This is a genomic window from Pseudomonas sp. Pse79, from assembly GCF_024519615.1.
GTDB classification, from domain to species: Bacteria; Pseudomonadota; Gammaproteobacteria; order Pseudomonadales; family Pseudomonadaceae; genus Aquipseudomonas; species Aquipseudomonas veronii.
On record NZ_JALJRR010000026.1, the window covers coordinates 27,283 to 44,090 of the forward strand.

15 protein-coding genes are annotated in these 16,808 nt (G+C 57.8%); 7 read left to right on the forward strand and 8 right to left on the reverse strand.

All coding sequences use genetic code 11. The features are described 5' to 3' along the window. Positions 1–156 precede the first annotated feature (156 nt). On the forward strand, positions 157–1,917 hold the full coding sequence (arsA, locus tag NR164_RS25050; RefSeq protein ID WP_108524635.1) for an arsenical pump-driving ATPase: 1,761 nt from the start codon (positions 157–159) through the stop codon (positions 1,915–1,917). 147 nt (positions 1,918–2,064) lie between these two features. Here the strand turns inward: arsA and NR164_RS25055 are convergent, their stop codons facing one another. Further along, entirely contained in the window at positions 2,065–2,340 is a 276-nt protein-coding gene (locus tag NR164_RS25055; RefSeq protein ID WP_017845893.1) for a hypothetical protein, read from the reverse strand. A 299-nt stretch (positions 2,341–2,639) separates the two neighbouring features. On the opposite strand from NR164_RS25055, the gene NR164_RS25060 reads away from it, so the two are divergent. Further along, complete coding sequence (locus NR164_RS25060; protein WP_017845892.1) at positions 2,640–2,870, forward strand: hypothetical protein; 231 nt, start codon at positions 2,640–2,642, stop codon at positions 2,868–2,870. Between the two features lie 221 nt (positions 2,871–3,091). On the opposite strand, the gene NR164_RS25065 is transcribed toward NR164_RS25060, so the two are convergent. The 3 genes from NR164_RS25065 to NR164_RS25075 form a co-directional block, all read right to left on the reverse strand. Then, entirely contained in the window at positions 3,092–4,105 is a 1,014-nt protein-coding gene (locus NR164_RS25065) for an isocitrate dehydrogenase (protein ID WP_256823390.1), read from the reverse strand. Positions 4,106–4,653: 548 nt separating this feature from the next. Further along, a complete protein-coding gene (locus tag NR164_RS25070) occupies positions 4,654–5,898 on the reverse strand; it encodes a malic enzyme-like NAD(P)-binding protein (protein WP_256823391.1) in 1,245 nt (414 codons plus the stop codon). Between the two features lie 486 nt (positions 5,899–6,384). Continuing rightward, a complete protein-coding gene (locus tag NR164_RS25075) occupies positions 6,385–6,615 on the reverse strand; it encodes a hypothetical protein (RefSeq protein ID WP_256823392.1) in 231 nt (76 codons plus the stop codon). Between the two features lie 141 nt (positions 6,616–6,756). Here NR164_RS25075 and NR164_RS25080 point away from each other — a divergent pair, with 141 nt between their 5' ends. Beyond that, the gene (locus NR164_RS25080) at positions 6,757–8,418 is read left to right on the forward strand and encodes a SulP family inorganic anion transporter (RefSeq protein ID WP_026139891.1); all 1,662 of its coding nucleotides are present in this window, start codon (positions 6,757–6,759) and stop codon (positions 8,416–8,418) included. 60 nt (positions 8,419–8,478) lie between these two features. On the opposite strand, the gene NR164_RS25085 is transcribed toward NR164_RS25080, so the two are convergent. The 3 genes from NR164_RS25085 to NR164_RS25095 form a co-directional block, all read right to left on the reverse strand. After that, the gene (locus NR164_RS25085; RefSeq protein WP_017845887.1) at positions 8,479–8,664 is read right to left on the reverse strand and encodes a ribbon-helix-helix protein, CopG family; all 186 of its coding nucleotides are present in this window, start codon (positions 8,662–8,664) and stop codon (positions 8,479–8,481) included. Positions 8,665–8,795: 131 nt separating this feature from the next. Next, the gene (locus NR164_RS25090) at positions 8,796–8,963 is read right to left on the reverse strand and encodes a hypothetical protein (RefSeq protein WP_017845886.1); all 168 of its coding nucleotides are present in this window, start codon (positions 8,961–8,963) and stop codon (positions 8,796–8,798) included. A 296-nt stretch (positions 8,964–9,259) separates the two neighbouring features. Then, positions 9,260–10,645, reverse strand: coding sequence for a PLP-dependent aminotransferase family protein (locus NR164_RS25095; protein ID WP_256823394.1), 1,386 nt, complete (start codon positions 10,643–10,645; stop codon positions 9,260–9,262). Between the two features lie 416 nt (positions 10,646–11,061). Here NR164_RS25095 and NR164_RS25100 point away from each other — a divergent pair, with 416 nt between their 5' ends. From NR164_RS25100 to NR164_RS25110, 3 genes are read left to right on the forward strand one after another with little or no spacing between them, the layout of a single operon-like run. Then, on the forward strand, positions 11,062–12,087 hold the full coding sequence (locus NR164_RS25100) for a TauD/TfdA family dioxygenase (protein WP_256823395.1): 1,026 nt from the start codon (positions 11,062–11,064) through the stop codon (positions 12,085–12,087). Positions 12,088–12,115: 28 nt separating this feature from the next. After that, the gene (locus tag NR164_RS25105) at positions 12,116–12,901 is read left to right on the forward strand and encodes a TSUP family transporter (RefSeq protein WP_017845884.1); all 786 of its coding nucleotides are present in this window, start codon (positions 12,116–12,118) and stop codon (positions 12,899–12,901) included. A 22-nt stretch (positions 12,902–12,923) separates the two neighbouring features. After that, a complete protein-coding gene (locus NR164_RS25110) occupies positions 12,924–13,676 on the forward strand; it encodes an SDR family NAD(P)-dependent oxidoreductase (RefSeq protein ID WP_046483925.1) in 753 nt (250 codons plus the stop codon). 582 nt (positions 13,677–14,258) lie between these two features. On the opposite strand, the gene NR164_RS25115 is transcribed toward NR164_RS25110, so the two are convergent. Continuing rightward, complete coding sequence (locus NR164_RS25115) at positions 14,259–15,506, reverse strand: Bcr/CflA family multidrug efflux MFS transporter (protein WP_256823397.1); 1,248 nt, start codon at positions 15,504–15,506, stop codon at positions 14,259–14,261. Positions 15,507–15,808: 302 nt separating this feature from the next. Between NR164_RS25115 and NR164_RS25120 the strand changes: the two genes are divergently transcribed. Further along, positions 15,809–16,798, forward strand: coding sequence for an aldo/keto reductase (locus tag NR164_RS25120; protein ID WP_236383519.1), 990 nt, complete (start codon positions 15,809–15,811; stop codon positions 16,796–16,798). Positions 16,799–16,808 lie beyond the last annotated feature (10 nt).

Here is a 16,808-nt window from a genome sequence, read left to right on the forward strand (position 1 = left end):
TTCACTTGGGCTGTGGATTACCGCCCTCTTCCGACAGAACACTCCTCTATCAGGACGGTAAAAATTACCGTTTGATTGATATGACCCCATTGGCGATTCTGAACATCGGTCTAAACTGCAAAACCCAGTCATGCTCCGCAAGGGAGTCAGCGTGCCATGCAGCCCACCCTCAAATTGCTCGATCAACCCACCCGATATATGTTCTTCACCGGCAAGGGCGGTGTCGGCAAAACGTCGGTCTCAACCGCGGTATCACTCGCCCTGGCCGAGGCCGGCAAGAAGGTACTGCTGGTCAGCACGGACGCCGCCTCGAACCTTGACGAGATGCTCGGCGTCGAGCTGAGCAATCAGCCTGTCGCGGTGCCGCACGTGCCTGGAATGTTCGTGCTCAATATCGACCCAGGGACCGCAGCAATTGACTATCGGGCCCGGGTGATCGAGCAAATGGGCGACCAGGCCCGCGATGAAGACATCGCCTTGGTGCGTGAGCAACTCTCCGGGGCATGCACGACCGAAATCGCAACCTTCGACGAGTTCTCCCACCTGCTGTCGCAGGGCAGCGCGGCGTATGACCACATCGTGTTCGATACCGCGCCCACGGGGCACACGCTCAGATTGTTGAGCCTGCCAAAAGCGTGGAGCGGCTTTCTAAAAGGCAACGATCGTGGCGCATCATGCCTGGGGCCGCACTCGGGCTTGAAAATGCAGGAGCAGTTGTTCAATCAGGCATTGGTGGCGCTCAATGATCCAGCCCTGACCACCGTTGTTCTGGTGACGCGCCCTGATAAAGGCGCCCTCAGCGAGGCTGCACGCTCCAGCGACGAACTCCGTGAACTGGGCTTGAACCACCAGCGCCTGGTGGTCAATGCTGTATTTAAACGCAGCGACTTGAATGACCCGATCGCCGCCGCGATCGAAGCTATGGGCCAGCAGGCGCTCGACGAGATGCCCGCGTCACTGCGTCAGCTTTCAGCCGACTACATCCCACTCAAGGCCGTGGATTCGGTTGGCTTGCCCGCGCTTCGCGCACTGCTGACACCCGAGCTTGCTGTCCCAGCCAGCATTACAAGCCCAGTACCGTCGCGCCTGGAATATCACGCACTCGCGGAATTGGTCGCCGAGTTAGCCCACGACCAGCGCGGCCTGATCATGGTCATGGGCAAAGGCGGCGTGGGCAAAACCACCATTGCCGCCGCCATCGCCCTGGGACTGGTACAGCATGGCAAGTCCGTACACCTGAGTACGACAGATCCTGCGGCGCATCTGGCGGTAACCCTCAATGCCGACGTGCAGGGACTCAGCGTCGGCCGCATCGACCCTAAGGTCGAGACCCAAAAGTACGTGGACAAGATCGTCGCCTCCCGCGCGCCAAGCCTGACGGAAGACGAAACCGCCTTGCTCATCGAGGATCTGCAATCCCCGTGTACCGAAGAGGTCGCGGTGTTCCACGCATTCTCCCGTGTGGTTGCGCAAGCCAGAAGCGCATTCGTGGTACTCGACACGGCCCCCACAGGTCACTCCCTGCTCCTGATGGACGCCACAGGCGCCTATCACCGCCAGATGGTTCGCGAATTCAAAGGCAAAGCCTCGGACCACATCGTCACGCCGTTGATGCGCCTGCAAGATGCGGACTACACCAAGATCATCCTCGTCACGCTGCCCGAAGCCACCCCGGTGTCGCAGGCGGCAGCGCTGCAGGATGACTTGCGCAGGGCCGACATCGAACCGTTTGCCTGGGTGGTCAATAAGTCGTTGCTGGCCACCGATACGACAGACCCGCTGCTACGAGCGCGCCTGGATAGCGAGCGCAAACAAATGGCGAGAGTGGCCGAAGAAACCAACCATGCTGTCATCGTAGTGCCGTGGACAGTGGAGCCGCCGGTTGGCGTCGCCGGGTTGAAGCGCTTGCTGGATTGAAGTGTCGCTCGGCTTACTCACACCGTGCGCCTGGATGACTGGAACGACACCAGCAAAAAAGCCTGCATGGCTGCAGGCTTTTCTCTATCTGGCACGACCTGGCTGCGCTCAGCCAAGCGTACTGTCGATCAGAGCCGTGACTGCCTGTCAGTCTTCAGACCCTGCTCTCAGCACCGAGACAAAGCGTTCCAATGAAGGATCTTGCTCAGCGTGCCGCTTAATCCGGCCGATGAACATCCACTCATATTCCGCCCAAAAAACCCGAGCAGTCTTGGGGGCTTTGCAGTCGAATACAACTTGATAGATTCCTGTTTCTCGCTGCCGAACGACGACGCATTGCTCAAGGCCAACCAACAGTCGCTGCCCTGGCTCCAGGGGCGGAGCATTCAGCGCAAGGCGTTTCTCAATTGCTGTTTTGCGCATGATGACTGTCGTCCTTAAAATTCAGAAACCTTATGCATTGAATCAAAAGCAAAGCCAGCCGCATGGCGGTGTGCCTTGAACGCCAGGGCATCGCGCGGACCCGCGTGGCTCAGGCGCTTCGACAGCTCTGCACACGACTATCCTCCACTGGATCATATGTGCATAATATTATCATGCAGTGATAATAGAAAGGCAATCGACGTCGCCCTGGCCTCAGGCCCGGACGAGGTCTTTTGATTGATTGCCAGGAGGCAGAGACATGCATGAAAGCAGCACTACGTGAGCGCTTGGAGACCCGTATGAAACGTGAAGACGTAAAAACCAAATACGCTGAAGGCATTCAGTTTGATACCCATTTGATTGCCAACCCGGCCAACACCCAGGAGTGGATCGTCTTCTTTAAAAAGGATGCCGGAAGAAGCTTCTTCCTAGTCAATGACAACGAAGAAATCGAACCTTTTCGGTACCTTGATGATTTGATTCATGAGCTGCGCGAAATCGGTATCAAGGTAGCTGAAATTCATTTCTGAATTGTTTCCTTGGCACCTCGCGCATCTACAAGTGCGATCGCAGCAAATAATGATGTTGGATTAACGTCTATTAACGCCAACGTTACGGCAACAAAAGACTGCTGGAGGACTCGAGTATCGGAAGGTTTTCCAGCCAGCGGCCCTACGGGCAGGTCCGCGTGGAGCACACGTAGAAAGTCGCCAGCTCGCAGTGAGCTGGCGCGCGTTTCCTGACGCTCTACTCAGGCATGCAAGTAGGCCACCAAGGCATCGGCGAAGGACTCAGTGGTACCGGCCCCGCCCATATCGGGTGTCACTTGATCACGGGAGTTTTCCAGAACAACGCGGATAGCAGTACGAATGCGCGTGCCCTTGTCCACCATGCCCAGGTAATCAAGCATGTCTGCGGCGGCCAATAACAATGCACACGGGTTCGCGATGTTCTTGCCGGCGATGTCCGGTGCCGAACCGTGGACCGCTTCGAAGATGGCTGCATCGGCACCGATGTTGGACCCCGGCGCCAAGCCCAACCCACCGACCAGGCCTGCGCACAGGTCTGAAAGGATGTCGCCAAACAGGTTGGTGGTGACGATGACATCGAATTGATGGGGATTCATCACCAACTGCATACAGGCATTGTCGACGATCATCTCGTGGAATTCGATTTCCGGATAATCCTCGGCGACCTCACGCGCCACGTCAAGGAACAGCCCGGAGCACGACTTGATGATGTTGGCCTTGTGTACCGCGGTCACTTTTTTGCGGCCTTTGCTACGAGCCAGCTCGAACGCGTAGCGCACGATGCGTTCAGAGGCTGTGCGTGTTACGCGAATGCTTGCCAGAGCGATTTCGCCGTCTTCCGAAATACTTTGCCCTTCTGGCAGGTACGCCCCTTCGGTATTTTCACGCACCGTGATGATATCGATACCTTCAAAGCGCGAACGAGTGCCGGGGAAACTGATCGCCGGTCGGACGTTGGCGTAGAGATCGAAGTGGCGGCGAAGGTGGACGTTGATCGAGGAGAAGCCGCGGCCAATCGGCGTGGTCAGAGGGCCTTTGAGTGCGACGCCGTGTTTGGCGATCGTATCGATGGACGCGGGCGGCATCAGCTGCCCATGCTGCTGCAAGGCCTCCAAGCCGGCCTCAACGAAGTCGTACTGAAGATTGCAGTCAAGGGCATCGAGTACGCGTAGCGTCGCTTGCATGATCTCAGGGCCGATGCCGTCACCCTTGATGATTGCGATGGTTTTGCTCATGGTCTCTTCCTTAACAGCGCTGTGTCAGCCTGCTGTATTGATGGGGTCACTGAGACTGGTGTCACGAGTCTGCTGATAGGCATTGACTGTCTGACGGCTTTCACCGCGGCAGAGTGCTATGTTTCATCCTCCGCGCCGTGACCGCGCAGGTCATTGCGGATCAATTGACGAGCGACCTGAACGGGTGTCAGCTCTCGCTATGGATGCGGCGGTTACAGGTGAGCGCCCGGATCAAGCGTGCAGTCATTTGCTCCATCGATGACGCGCATAACATTAACATACAATGCTAATTCCACGTGGTAGAAAGCAGCGTTTTCCGGATGATACCAAGGTCTTAGAACGCCTGTGCGTGACAGGGTGAGATCGCTTTTAGGCAGGCATAAAAGGAAGACGGGTTGTGGCTCGGATCATTCAAGAACGGATGATCTTGCAAATGGCGGGCTGTCGATGTTCAGGAGCTGCGGCGGCCGGATGTCCGCCGAGTGCGACAGCTGCCAACCGTGCAAAAGGTCGTGCAACTGCCGCACATCAGCCTGATTGACCTCCGCTTACAGCGGGTAGTGCGCCGGGTAATGCAGCTTCGCAACACCGGTGTCGATAGCGGCCTTGGCCACTGCGCCGGCGATTGTCCCGAGCAGGCGAGCATCGAGCGCTTTGGGGAGAATGTAATCGCGCCCAAACTCAAGCTTGTCGACGTTGAACGCTCGCAGCACTTCCACAGGGGTTGGCTCTTTGGCCAATTGGCGCAGTGCTTCCACTGCCGCAATTTTCATCGCTTCGTTGATCCGGGTTGCCCGAACATCCAGGGTGCCGCGGAAGATGAACGGAAAGCCCAGAACGTTATTGACCTGGTTCGGGTAGTCGGAGCGACCGGTCGCCATGATCAAGTCATCACGCGTGGCCATGGCCAATTCGTAGCTGATTTCAGGATCGGGGTTCGAGCAGGCAAACACGATCGGCTTGGGAGCCATCGCCGCCAACGCTTCAGCCGGAAGCAGATTGGCGCCAGACAACCCCACGAACACATCGGCACCGTTCATGGCTTCCATCAACGTGCGCGGGCCACCGTCGTTAACGAATTGTGCTTTGTATTGGTTGAGGTCTTTGCGCGCCGAGTGGATGACCCCGGTACGATCGACCATGTACAGATTGCTTTTTTGCGCGCCAAGGCTGAGCAGCAGGCGCATGCACGCCGTGGCTGCGGCACCGGCGCCGAGGCAGACGATTCTCGCGTTCTCCAGCGTTTTGCCCTGAATCTCCAGCGCATTGAGCATGCCGGCCGCGGTGACGATGGCGGTGCCGTGCTGGTCGTCATGGAAGACCGGGATGTTGCACTGTTCGATCAGTGCGTCCTCGATTTCAAAGCACTCAGGGGCTTTGATGTCTTCCAGATTGATCCCACCGAAGGTGTCGGCGATACGCACGACGGTGTCGATAAAAGCCTGGGAACTCTCGGCATTGACTTCGATATCGATCGAGTCGATACCGGCAAAACGCTTGAACAGCAACGCTTTGCCTTCCATCACCGGCTTACTGGCCAAGGGGCCCAGATCGCCGAGGCCCAAAATGGCCGTACCGTTTGTGATCACGGCCACCAGATTGCCTTTTCCGGTAAAGCGATAGACGTTCTCCGGGTCCTTCGCGATTTCGCGAACGGGCTCGGCTACGCCAGGGCTGTACGCCAGTGCGAGTTGGGCGGCGGTATCGGCAGGCTTGGTCAGCGCAATGCCGATTTTTCCTGGGGTCGGGAATTCATGGTAATCCAGTGCAGCCTTCTTGAAGTCGGTAGTCATGCGAGCCCCTAATTAGACGTTGATTACAATATTATGTTAACACTATTATAATACAAGGCAACGAGGTCCTGAGCCACAGACCAGGATCGAGTTGCCGGCTTGAATGCTGCTGACGAAGGGGTTTGTCAGCCAGCAGACCAACGCTATTGGCCCTAAGACTTCAGGGCGGGCCTGTATTTTTTGGCCAATAGAGCCCTCCTATGCTTGAACCCGTTTAGGCCACCTTGCGTGGCCTTTTTTTTGCGCGCTCGAGAGCCCGGCGCGCCATGCACCAAGCACGACACACTAGGACTCGGGGGTTTGCTTATCGCGTCTTGGAGCCGCCCTACGCACTTCGACAATCGCGTAAGGGCGTCGACGCGGCTCATGGGGCCGGATCAGCGTTGATCCGTGTCAGGCGATCGCGGAAAAGGATGGGGGGCGTCGATTCTTTCTTTAACAGAACTCAATCTTTACTGACCTGCTCAACCTTTCTGAGGGTGGCTGTCAGAAATGCACTTCGGCAGATTTGATACCCAGCTCGCGAAGCTCACGGATCAGATCATCGAGGCGTCCAAATGACTCCACTTCCTCGTTGTCATTGACCAGAAAATAGCTTCTCCCGGCATCCTTTTTGAAAAGAATGATCCACTCGTGCGTGTTGGCCGGGTTGGCTATCACATGCGTGTCGAAGTGCATGCCTTCCCCGTGTTTGGTTTTGACATCTTCGCGTTTCATGCGCGGTCTCCGAGCATAGGGCTCAGCTCTCTGAGCACTGAATCTAGAGCGTCGCCGGTGTTGTACCGAGGCTAGGCCAATTGCTTTGCTATTATCATAACGTGTGAATAGTATGCACATGCCACCAGAACGAGGCTAGTCATGATTGCGATACGAGAAGCTTGGAAAGCGGGCTTGTTAGGGCGCGAGCATTGGCTTGGAAATATCGTCTCAGGGATCATCGTCGGCGTCGTGGCGCTGCCCTTGGCCATGGCATTTGCGATCGCCTCCGGCGTCAAGCCGGAACAGGGGATCTACACGGCCATTGTGGGTGGTTTGCTGGTTTCGCTGTTCGGCGGAAGCCGGCTGCAGATTGCGGGCCCCACAGGCGCATTCATCGTCATTCTGGCCAGCGTGACAGCCAAGTACGGCGTTGATGGCTTGCAGGTCGCGACAATGATGGCCGGGGCAATTTTGTTGCTGCTCGGCATCACCAAACTTGGCGCACTCATCAAGTTCATCCCTGACCCGGTGATTGTGGGATTCACCGCCGGCATCGGGGTGATCATTTGGGTCGGGCAATGGAAAGACTTTCTGGGCTTGCCGAAAATCAGTGGCGAGCACTTCCACCAGCGGCTGTGGCACCTCATCCAGGCATTCCCCAACCTTCATGTACCCACGACACTGTTAGCCCTGCTGAGCCTGGCGCTAGTGATCCTCGCGCCTAAACTGCCGGGTTTAAAGCGTGTTCCCGGCCCGCTGATCGCGATGGTCGTGGTCACGGCATTACATGCCTATTTTCAGTTCGACGGCGTGGCCACGATCGGCAGTGCATTTGGGGGCATTCCTCAAGGCCTTCCCCAAATCGGCCTTCCAGCAATAACGCTGCCCCAGGTCATTGAGTTGATTGGCCCTGCGTTTGCAATCGCGATGCTTGGGGCTATCGAGTCACTGTTGTCGGCGATTGTCGCCGACGGGATGGCCGGCACCAAACATGACTCCAATCAGGAACTGATCGGACAAGGCATCGCCAATCTGGTCACCCCTCTGTTCGGTGGCTTCGCTGCGACAGGGGCGATCGCTCGAACGGCCACCAACATCCGCAATGGCGGCAATAGCCCAATCGCGGGCATTGCCCACTCCCTCACGTTGATTTTGCTGATCTTCTTTCTGGCGCCGCTGGCTTCGGATATCCCGCTTTGCGCATTGGCGGCGATCTTGTTCGTGGTCGCTTACAACATGAGCGAACTGAAGCACTTCAAGCGCATGGTCAAACGCGCGCCCAAAGCCGACGTTGCCATCCTGCTAATCACCTTCGGCCTGACCGTATTCAGTGACCTGACGATCGCCGTGAACATTGGGGTGATTCTTGCCATGCTGCAATTCATGCGTCGCATGGCGTCCTCTGTCGAGGTACAGCTAATGGTCGAAGATGAGCTGGAGGCAGAGTTGCGTACAAATGGACATGCACATCTTCCTCCCGGTGTTTTGGTCTACACCATCGAGGGGCCTCTGTTCTTTGGCGCCGCAGAAACCTTTGAACGTGTTTTGGCGCAAACGCACACCGATCCCAGGACGTTGATTATTCGCCTGAAGCGCGTGCCGTTCATGGACATCACGGGCTTGCAAACGCTGCTCGAAGTCATTGAGCAACTGCACAAGCGCGGCATTGTCGTAAAGCTGTGTGAAGCCAATGAGAAAGTGCTTGGCAAGCTCGACCGGGCCGGGATTCTTCAGGTGCTCGGTTCACAGCATTATCATGCCGACTTCAATGGCGCACTGGTCAGTCATACCCAGATCAACGAGAGTCAGGGCGAGACGTAGGAGACAGTGAATGACGCGCGATGAGCAGGCACTTGTCGTGCCCGCTCAGACAGGGATGAATTACTTGGCATTGGCCGCAATTTTGCTTTTGGTCGCGTAGGACACGCCATGCGTCTCGAGGTAGTCCCGAATCAGCTGACGAACGACCTGAGAAGGTGTCAGGTCCTGAGACGCGCAAAGCTCCTCAAGGGCTTTTTTCTTGACGGGATCAATGAGCACAGTCAGTCGTGCAGTCTTGTTTTCCATGGAATTGCCTGTCGCCTAAATCGATCAATGATAATCAAATTATAATAGCAGGGCATTCATTTGTCACCGCTTAGGTTCGCCGCTGCACTGTTCGATCCGAAAGCCCGAGCACCTTCGAAAACACATGGTGGTCACGTAGCGGGGGCGATTACCAACTCCGACGGAAATCCTTTCTCCATCATCGAATGAAGCTCAAATGCGCTGGTGGTCTTGAGTTTCGTGCCTTCACCAAACAGCAGCGGTAAAGGCCTGGCCGGATCGTATGCTGTTGCTTGTAGGGTTTTGCTCGCCGGAATCATGCCCTCCCCCCTCCGCCATATGGCTAAAAAAAAAACGCCAACGGCAAAGAAAGCCATCCGACGATGGGCAGCCAGATCACACGAACGCTAAAAAACCGCGAGGCCGAATGGGTGACTGGCCGCGCAAGGTTTTGGGCGAGTCGTATCATGAAAGGACTAGGCTGACATCCGGTTTGCCAACTCTCGCGGCCGAGAAGGTGAGCCGAGGAACGTCGCACGAGCGGCGCTCAATCTTGAGAGCGCAAAAGACCTCAAGACAATCGCCTTCAGGCCTCCCATCGACCGCCCCACAACAATCAATAAAACAACCGCGGCTCTGGCGCAGCCAGCAGGCTGACCAACTTGGTCAACGCAAACCCCAACTCCGCACGGCTAGGGCCCATCAGGGCGATGCGTACCCCACGGGTGCTGGCGCTGCGCTGGGCCAGGAACTGGCTGCCACTGACCACGATCACGCCGTTGGCGCGCGCGAGGTTGGCGAACTCGTCGCTGGTCCAGGGCTCGGGCAATTCGAGCCACACATGGAAGCTGTTGGGTTGGGTGCGAATGTCGTACGAGCCCAGTAGCTGCCGCGCCAGGCGCTGGCGCTCCGCAGCTTCCTCCTGTTGCACCCGCACCAATTGCGCCCCACGGCCACTGGTGATCAGGTTGCTGGCCAATTGAGCCATCAACGGCGACGGCATCCACACACTGCTGCGCACCATAGACGACAGCCGCGATAGGGTTTGCGGCGGCGCGTACAGGTAACCGATGCGCAGGGCCGGTAGCAAGCTCTTGGACAGGCTGGTCAGGTATACCGAGCGCTCCGGGGCATAGGCCGACAACGGCTTGTGCGCGGGGCGTGTCTCAAGAAAGCCGTAGATATCATCATCGATGATGTACAGATCAAACTCGCGGGCGATCTCGGCGATTTCCAGGCGACGCGATTCGGGCATGATCGAGTTGGTGGGGTTCTGGTGCGTGGCCACCGTCACCAGCAGCGTGGGCCGGTGCTCGATGCACGCGGCCCGCAGCGCCGCCGGCACCAGGCCGTACTCATCGACCTGCACCCCTTGCAGGCGACGGCCTAGGCTGTGGGCCAGGGAGATGATCCCTGGATAGCAATATTCCTCACACAAAATCATATCGCCGACGCTGGACAGGCCGCCGATGGCCACCAGCAAGCCGTGTTGGGCACCGGCGGTCAACACGATCTGTTGGGCGTTGGCGTCCGGCAGGCAGCGCTGCACCCACAACGCCCCGGCTTCCTTATGCACGGAATGGCCGCCGTCGGTGACGTAATCCAGGATCGATCCCAACTCGGGCGCCTGCGCCAACTCCTCGATTGCTCCTCGCAGCCAGTCGCTCATACCGGCGTCGCAGGGCTTGATGATCGACAGGTCTATCTGCCCGGTATCTACCTTGGAGGCAACGCCGAGTCTGGCCACCGGCGCCAAGACACCGCGGGTCGGCAGCACGAATGTGCCTCGTCCCACTTCCCCGATCACCAGGCCGCGCTTGGCCGCCTCGTCGTAGGAGCGGCCGATGGTGCCCGGCGTCACTTTCAACGCCTCAGCCAGTTCCTTGAGGGTAGGCAGGCGCTCGCCCGCGGCCAGGCGCCCGGAAGCGATGTCACGCGCCAGTGCGTCGGCGATCATCAAGTAAACCGGCTGGCCATGGCCGCTGTATTCAGGAACCCACATAGGAACGACACCAGAAACAACTGAAGCGCGAAATCCTACCATGAAATTTTTCATAAGCGTAATCGCACAACAACCGACTCAATATTAGTCGATTCAAAACATTACACCGATCAAATGCATGTCATTGATTTTCTACCGAAACACAAGACTTTAGCCGTCACCGCAAGGCAACGCGACCGAATTTTGCACGGAGCATCTGCGCCATCGCGGAGGGAAAGTGCAGTCCGGCAGCAGCTGCTGCAGATTTTATTGCAAATTAAAATCAATAAAATCATTAGGTTATGATCAGTCAAGCAAAACAATGTCAATTTAGGTATCAAAAACATATTGAGTCGATTTATTTCAAGGAATTAGAATGATTGCATCGATTCAATATTTTTTACCCATCCACATCAAAATATGGAACTTCACCTGAAATGGAAAGCGCAAACCTCAAGACCGCAGTCGACGCTGCCACAGCCCTGGAAATCCGACTGCCTTGGGTCATAGCCAGCGCCTGGCAAGCGGTGCTGAATCAGACGCCACTTGAGTTCGAACACAACCGGGACATCTACTTCCAACTCAAAGAGCAGGCGCAGGACGTGCTGGGCACGACGCTGACCGAGCAGATTCGCTCCTTTGTCGATAACCCGCAGTTGACCGCGCTGACCATCCGCAACTGCCCTCGTGATCGGGACACACCGCCAACGCCCTACTCCGGGGTCTTGAGCCCGCGCAGCACACCCATCGCCTGCCTGGTCAGCCTATCGATTCACAGCTTGCTAGGCATTAACCCGGTGGTATACGAAGGCGAGAATGACGGCCGTCTGTTCCGCCACGTGATCCCGTCGCGCAACGCTTCGAGCCAGAAAAGCTCCCACGGGTCGCGCCTGCGCTTCTCCTACCACGTCGACAATCCAGACCTCCCGCTATCTTCGGAAAACGTCGACACGCTCTCCTGCTGCCCCGAATACCTGTCGTTCTTCGGCATGCGCTGTGACCCACGCATCAACACGACGCTGGTCAATGTCGACGAGCTGGTGGCTGCACTGCCTGCCAGCACGGTTAGTGAACTGACCGCGCCACAGTTCGTGATTCATCGCCCCGACTCCTTCACCAGCAACCGTCGCAAGACCGCCGAGCTACCCGTGCTGGTGCGCGGCTTGAGCGGCGAATGGCTGTGCCGCATGGACTGCGAAAACACCCACGCAATTAGCCTCAAAGGCGAGTGCGCGCTGAACACACTCAAAGCACTGCTCGACTCTCGCCAGTTCGATGAGCCACATCTGCTGCTGCCCGGCGACTTCATGATCTTCAAGAACCAGCGCGTGCTGCACGCCCGCGACGGTTTCGAGCCGCAGAACGACGGCGCTGATCGCTGGCTGATCCGTCTGTTCGCGGTCAACGACCTGACCCGTGTGCGCCACAGCCGCGCCGACCACCTTTACGAAGTCCTTTCCTGATCGCCACATTGACTAAACAGGTACCACCATGGAATTACTCGGATCGTTCTGGGCCCAGCACTGGATACTGGCCATCATGCTGCTGGGCACAATCGCTTTTGTCGCCGGCTTCGTAGACAGCATTGCCGGGGGGGGCGGGCTGTTCCTAGTGCCTGGTTTCCTGCTGGTGGGGCTGCCGCCGCAGGTAGCGCTGGGCCAGGAAAAGCTGGTCAGCACCCTAGGCACTCTGGCCGCCATCCGCAACTTCTTCGCCAACAGCAAGATGGTATGGAAAGTGGCGCTGGTGGGCGTGCCGTTCGCGCTGCTGGGCGCTTACATGGGCGCCCACCTGATCGTGTCGATTTCCCCGGAAACCGTGGGCAAGATCATCCTGGCGCTTATCCCTCTTGGCATCTTGATCTTTCTCACGCCCAAGGACCGGCCGGTACAAGAGCACACACTCAGCAACCGCATGCTCTTCACCGTAGTGCCCCTGACCTGCTTGGTCATCGGTTTCTACGACGGCTTTTTCGGGCCGGGCACTGGCAGCATGTTCATCATCGCCTTCCACTACCTGCTGAAGATGGACCTGGTGTCCAGCTCGGCCAACTCGAAAAGCTTCAACTTCGCCTCCAACATTGGCGCGCTGGTCGCCTTCATTGTGGCCGGTAAGGTGGTGTACCTGCTGGCCCTGCCACTAGTGGCCTGCAACATCCTGGGCAACCACATAGGCAGCGCCCTGGCCATCCGTAAAGGCAACGATGTTGTGCGCAAGGTGCTGGTGCTTTCGATGCTTTGCCTGTTCGCCAGCCTTGGCGTGAAGTACCTGGCTTGATTCAACCCTCAAGGAGAACCTGATGAAAACTGCATTTGTGACCGGCGCTTCCGCTGGCTTCGGCAAAGCCATCTGCCGCGCATTGATCGCTGACAATTACCGCGTGATCGGCGGCGCCCGCCGCGCAGATAAATTGGCGGAACTGAAGCGCGAACTGGGCGAGCACTTCATTGCCCTGCCCCTGGACGTGACAGACGCCGCCTCGCTGGACGCGGCTTGCGAATCGATTCGCGACGCGTCGCTGCACATCGACCTGCTGGTGAACAACGCCGGCCTGGCACTGGGTATCGACCGCGCCCAGAGCGCCGATGCCAAGAACTGGGAACGCATGATCGCCACGAACGTCACCGGCCTGGCCATGGTCACCCACAAGCTGCTGCCGGCCATGGTGGAAGCTAACAACGGGCTGATCATCAACATCGGCTCCATTGCCGGCACGTATCCCTACCCGGGCGGCAACGTATATGGCGCCAGCAAGGCCTTCGTTAAACAGTTCAGCCTGAACCTGCGCGCAGACCTCGCAGGCACCAGGGTACGGGTCAGCAACATCGAGCCGGGGCTGTGCTCGGGCACGGAATTTTCACTGGTACGCCTGGCCGGTGACCAGGACGCGGTGAACGCGCTGTACCGCGACGTGGAGGCAATCCGCCCTGAGGATCTGGCCAACACGGTGGTGTGGATCGCAGGCCAGCCGCCGCACGTGAACATCAACTCGGTGGAAATCATGCCGGTAGCCCAGAGTTACGCTGCGCTGAACATCGCCCGCAACCTGTAGCCCGGGCATGCCGGTGGCTGGCACCAGGGCAGGGATTTATGCCGGGCCAAGCGTTGCTATAACGCGCCACTACCCATGAAGGAGTCTTATGGATACCGCGCGACACCGCCAATACCCTGCTCGCTTTCCGATAGTCGCCCGTAAGTGCAGCTTTACCTAGGCCGTGGCCAGGCGAAACGACTGCAGTGACTTTCATGGGGCTTACCTCTGAATCGAAGGATCAGAGACGCATTCATGCTGTTCACGCTGTGCGCTTTGATCGCCCTGGCGAAATCCAAGGCAAAAAAAGCCTGCATCGCTGCAGGCTTTTCTCTATCTGGCTCCACGACCTGGACTCGAATAGAAAAATAAGTACCTGTTTTCCAATAAAATTGTGCTGATCTCCAAAATCTTTACCCCTACTATTATCCTAATTAAGCCCGGATTTTATACAAACTCTTTGGATCCCCATGAGCACGGCAATCCGAACTGTTGAGTTGTGACAGGAAACCAATCGGCCAGAAGGACAGTTGAGATTTACCCCGATAAGAACAATTGTTCAATTTGTGCTCGGTTTCAGCATCGATGGACATGGCGATTGGGTCAGGACCTCTCTCCGCGAGCTCCCTTCGACCACAACGCCGCCACCAGGCAGCCGATGCCAGCCCCACCCATCACCAGCGCCATGTCCTTCGGCGTTCCATCCGCCAACCAGCTGACTAATGCTGCGCTGAAAATGCCGCTGCCGTAGTGCATGGCCCCGACGAGCGACGAAGCAGAACCCGCTCTGTGGGGAAAGAAGGCCAACGCGCCCGCGACGGAATTGGCGACGATAAGCCCGTTCATGGACATGTAGAAAAATATGGGGATGACCAAGCCCCAAATCCCACCCCAACCAAACAACACGCAAACACTGAGCACCACACCGAAAAAAGCCAACGTCCATGCGCCGCGATAGAAAAGCTGCTCGCTACTCATGCGGCTCAGCAATCGGCCATTGATGAAATTGGCGATCATCATGCCGACGATATTTACCCCGAACAGCCACCCGTAGGCCTGAGGTGACACCTGGTAGAAGTCGATGTAGGCGAACGGTGTTCCGACGATAAACGCGTAGGCACCGCCGTAAAAAAATCCGCCCGACAACGCGTAGCCGATCAGCCGAGGATCGCGGATTAGCTGCAGATAAGTGGCAAACGTATGCCGCAGTGGCTCACGCGTTCTGTGCTTGGGAGGGAGACTCTCTGGCAGCCTGCCGAACGAAAAGAGCGTCACCAGCCCGACGATAGCCAGTGCCCAAAAGATTGCCGGCCACGACCACAGCAACAGGATCTGGCCGCCAACCAGCGGGCCGGCAATCGGAGCTACGCCCATGATCAAAATCAGCGTCGACAGCATCTTCGCCGACTGTTCCCTGCCGTACAGGTCGCGCACCATTGCCCGCGACAGCACCGGCCCCACACAGGCGCCCAGTGCCTGAACCACCCGCCACACCATCATTTCAGTGACTGTCGTCGACAGCGCACAGCCAACCGAGCCGATGATGAAAAGGACCATCCCAATAAGGATCGGAAACTTGCGTCCAAACCGGTCGCTGATTGGCCCCCATATCAACTGGCCAAGGCTGAACCCGATCAGGAAGGCGGAAAACGTCAGCTCAACGCCCGCTGAATCGGTATGCAACGCGCGACTAATGGCGGGCAGGGCAGGCAGATACATATCAGTAGAAATCGAGGCGAACGACATCAACGCACTCAGGTTAAGCATCAACCGCACGTTGTTGGTTGTGCGCGGCACGTCCGATGGGCTGCCAGCGTTGCGTTCTGTCTCGGCAGGGCCAAGAGATGACATGGAATTCGCCTATAGCCGGTAAGTAGCTCGCCAGCGTAAGTGTTACTGAATGTTCGATTAACCCCTTAATCCCGCAAGGGGAAATGAGCACTGCTCATGAATGCCCCGGTGCATCAGCGCTTGCAGCGACGGAGCTTCGGATTGATTAGTTCTCTTCATATGTCCTTGCCGTTTTACCCGGGTAGTCCAATCGCAGGTCATCACTTAACGTCCTCCCATCGAGGTTGCAGCCGAGTGACTGCAACCCTCCCCCACCTTGGCTCAAGGGCCAGGCGGGTTTGCTTACGCCGGGAGAGAACGCAATGCAAAAGCGCTATTTGGGCAACAGTTCGTTAGAAGTCTCGGCCCTTGGCCTGGGCTGCATGGGCCTGAGCCACGGCTATGGTCCGGCCACGGACACCCAGGATGCCGTGTCCCTGATCCGCGCCGCCGTGGACCTGGGCGTTACCTTCTTTGACACCGCAGAGGTGTACGGCCCCTACTTGAACGAAGACGTGGTGGGGCAGGCCTTGGCGCCCGTGCGCGATCAAGTGGTGATCGCCACCAAGTTTGGTTTCACCTTTGGCGCGGACAACAAACAGCAGATTCTCAACAGCCGCCCGGAGCATATTCGCGAGGCCGTTGAGGGCTCGCTGCGGCGGCTCAGGACCGATTACATCGATCTTCTTTACCAGCATCGGGTCGATCCGGATGTGCCCATCGAAGACGTTGCCGGCACCGTCAAAGCCCTGATCGCCGAAGGCAAAGTGAAGCACTTCGGCCTCTCGGAAGCAGGCGCACAGACCATCCGCCGAGCGCACGCCGTGCAACCGGTCACGGCGCTGCAAAGTGAATATTCGATGTGGTGGCGAGAGCCCGAGTTGGAGATTTTCCCAACCCTCTCCGAGCTGGGCATCGGCTTCGTACCGTTTAGCCCGTTGGGCAAAGGTTTTCTCACCGGTGCTATTTCAGCCGACGCATCGTTTGGCAGCGATGACTTTCGCAGCGTCGTTCCACGCTTTGGCCAGGAGGCGCTGCAGGCCAATCAGAACCTGGTCATCCGACTGCGCGAGATCGCCGCGCAAAAAGGGGTAACCCCTGCGCAGATAGCCCTCGCCTGGCTGCTCGCCCAGGCGCCGTGCATCGTACCGATTCCGGGGACGACCAAGCTGCATCGCCTTCAAGAAAACATCGGCAGTGCGTCGGTCAACCTTACCGAAGCGGAGCTGGAAGCCATCGCCTGCGCCTTATCGCAGATCAGCATTCAAGGTGACCGCTACCCCGAGGCGCTTAAAGCGCGTGTCGGACGCTAAGGGAGGCTGA

Excerpts from the sequence above, each read along its gene's own strand:
- arsA (WP_108524635.1), top strand. The coding sequence starts at position 157 with ATGCAGCCCACCCTCAAATTGCTCGATCAACCCACCCGATATATGTTC.
- NR164_RS25055 (WP_017845893.1), bottom strand. The coding sequence starts at position 2,340 with ATGCGCAAAACAGCAATTGAGAAACGCCTTGCGCTGAATGCTCCGCCC.
- NR164_RS25060 (WP_017845892.1), top strand. The coding sequence starts at position 2,640 with ATGAAACGTGAAGACGTAAAAACCAAATACGCTGAAGGCATTCAGTTT.
- NR164_RS25065 (WP_256823390.1), bottom strand. The coding sequence starts at position 4,105 with ATGAGCAAAACCATCGCAATCATCAAGGGTGACGGCATCGGCCCTGAG.
- NR164_RS25070 (WP_256823391.1), bottom strand. The coding sequence starts at position 5,898 with ATGACTACCGACTTCAAGAAGGCTGCACTGGATTACCATGAATTCCCG.
- NR164_RS25075 (WP_256823392.1), bottom strand. The coding sequence starts at position 6,615 with ATGAAACGCGAAGATGTCAAAACCAAACACGGGGAAGGCATGCACTTC.
- NR164_RS25080 (WP_026139891.1), top strand. The coding sequence starts at position 6,757 with ATGATTGCGATACGAGAAGCTTGGAAAGCGGGCTTGTTAGGGCGCGAG.
- NR164_RS25085 (WP_017845887.1), bottom strand. The coding sequence starts at position 8,664 with ATGGAAAACAAGACTGCACGACTGACTGTGCTCATTGATCCCGTCAAG.
- NR164_RS25090 (WP_017845886.1), bottom strand. The coding sequence starts at position 8,963 with ATGATTCCGGCGAGCAAAACCCTACAAGCAACAGCATACGATCCGGCC.
- NR164_RS25095 (WP_256823394.1), bottom strand. The coding sequence starts at position 10,645 with ATGTGGGTTCCTGAATACAGCGGCCATGGCCAGCCGGTTTACTTGATG.
- NR164_RS25100 (WP_256823395.1), top strand. The coding sequence starts at position 11,062 with ATGGAAAGCGCAAACCTCAAGACCGCAGTCGACGCTGCCACAGCCCTG.
- NR164_RS25105 (WP_017845884.1), top strand. The coding sequence starts at position 12,116 with ATGGAATTACTCGGATCGTTCTGGGCCCAGCACTGGATACTGGCCATC.
- NR164_RS25110 (WP_046483925.1), top strand. The coding sequence starts at position 12,924 with ATGAAAACTGCATTTGTGACCGGCGCTTCCGCTGGCTTCGGCAAAGCC.
- NR164_RS25115 (WP_256823397.1), bottom strand. The coding sequence starts at position 15,506 with ATGTCATCTCTTGGCCCTGCCGAGACAGAACGCAACGCTGGCAGCCCA.
- NR164_RS25120 (WP_236383519.1), top strand. The coding sequence starts at position 15,809 with ATGCAAAAGCGCTATTTGGGCAACAGTTCGTTAGAAGTCTCGGCCCTT.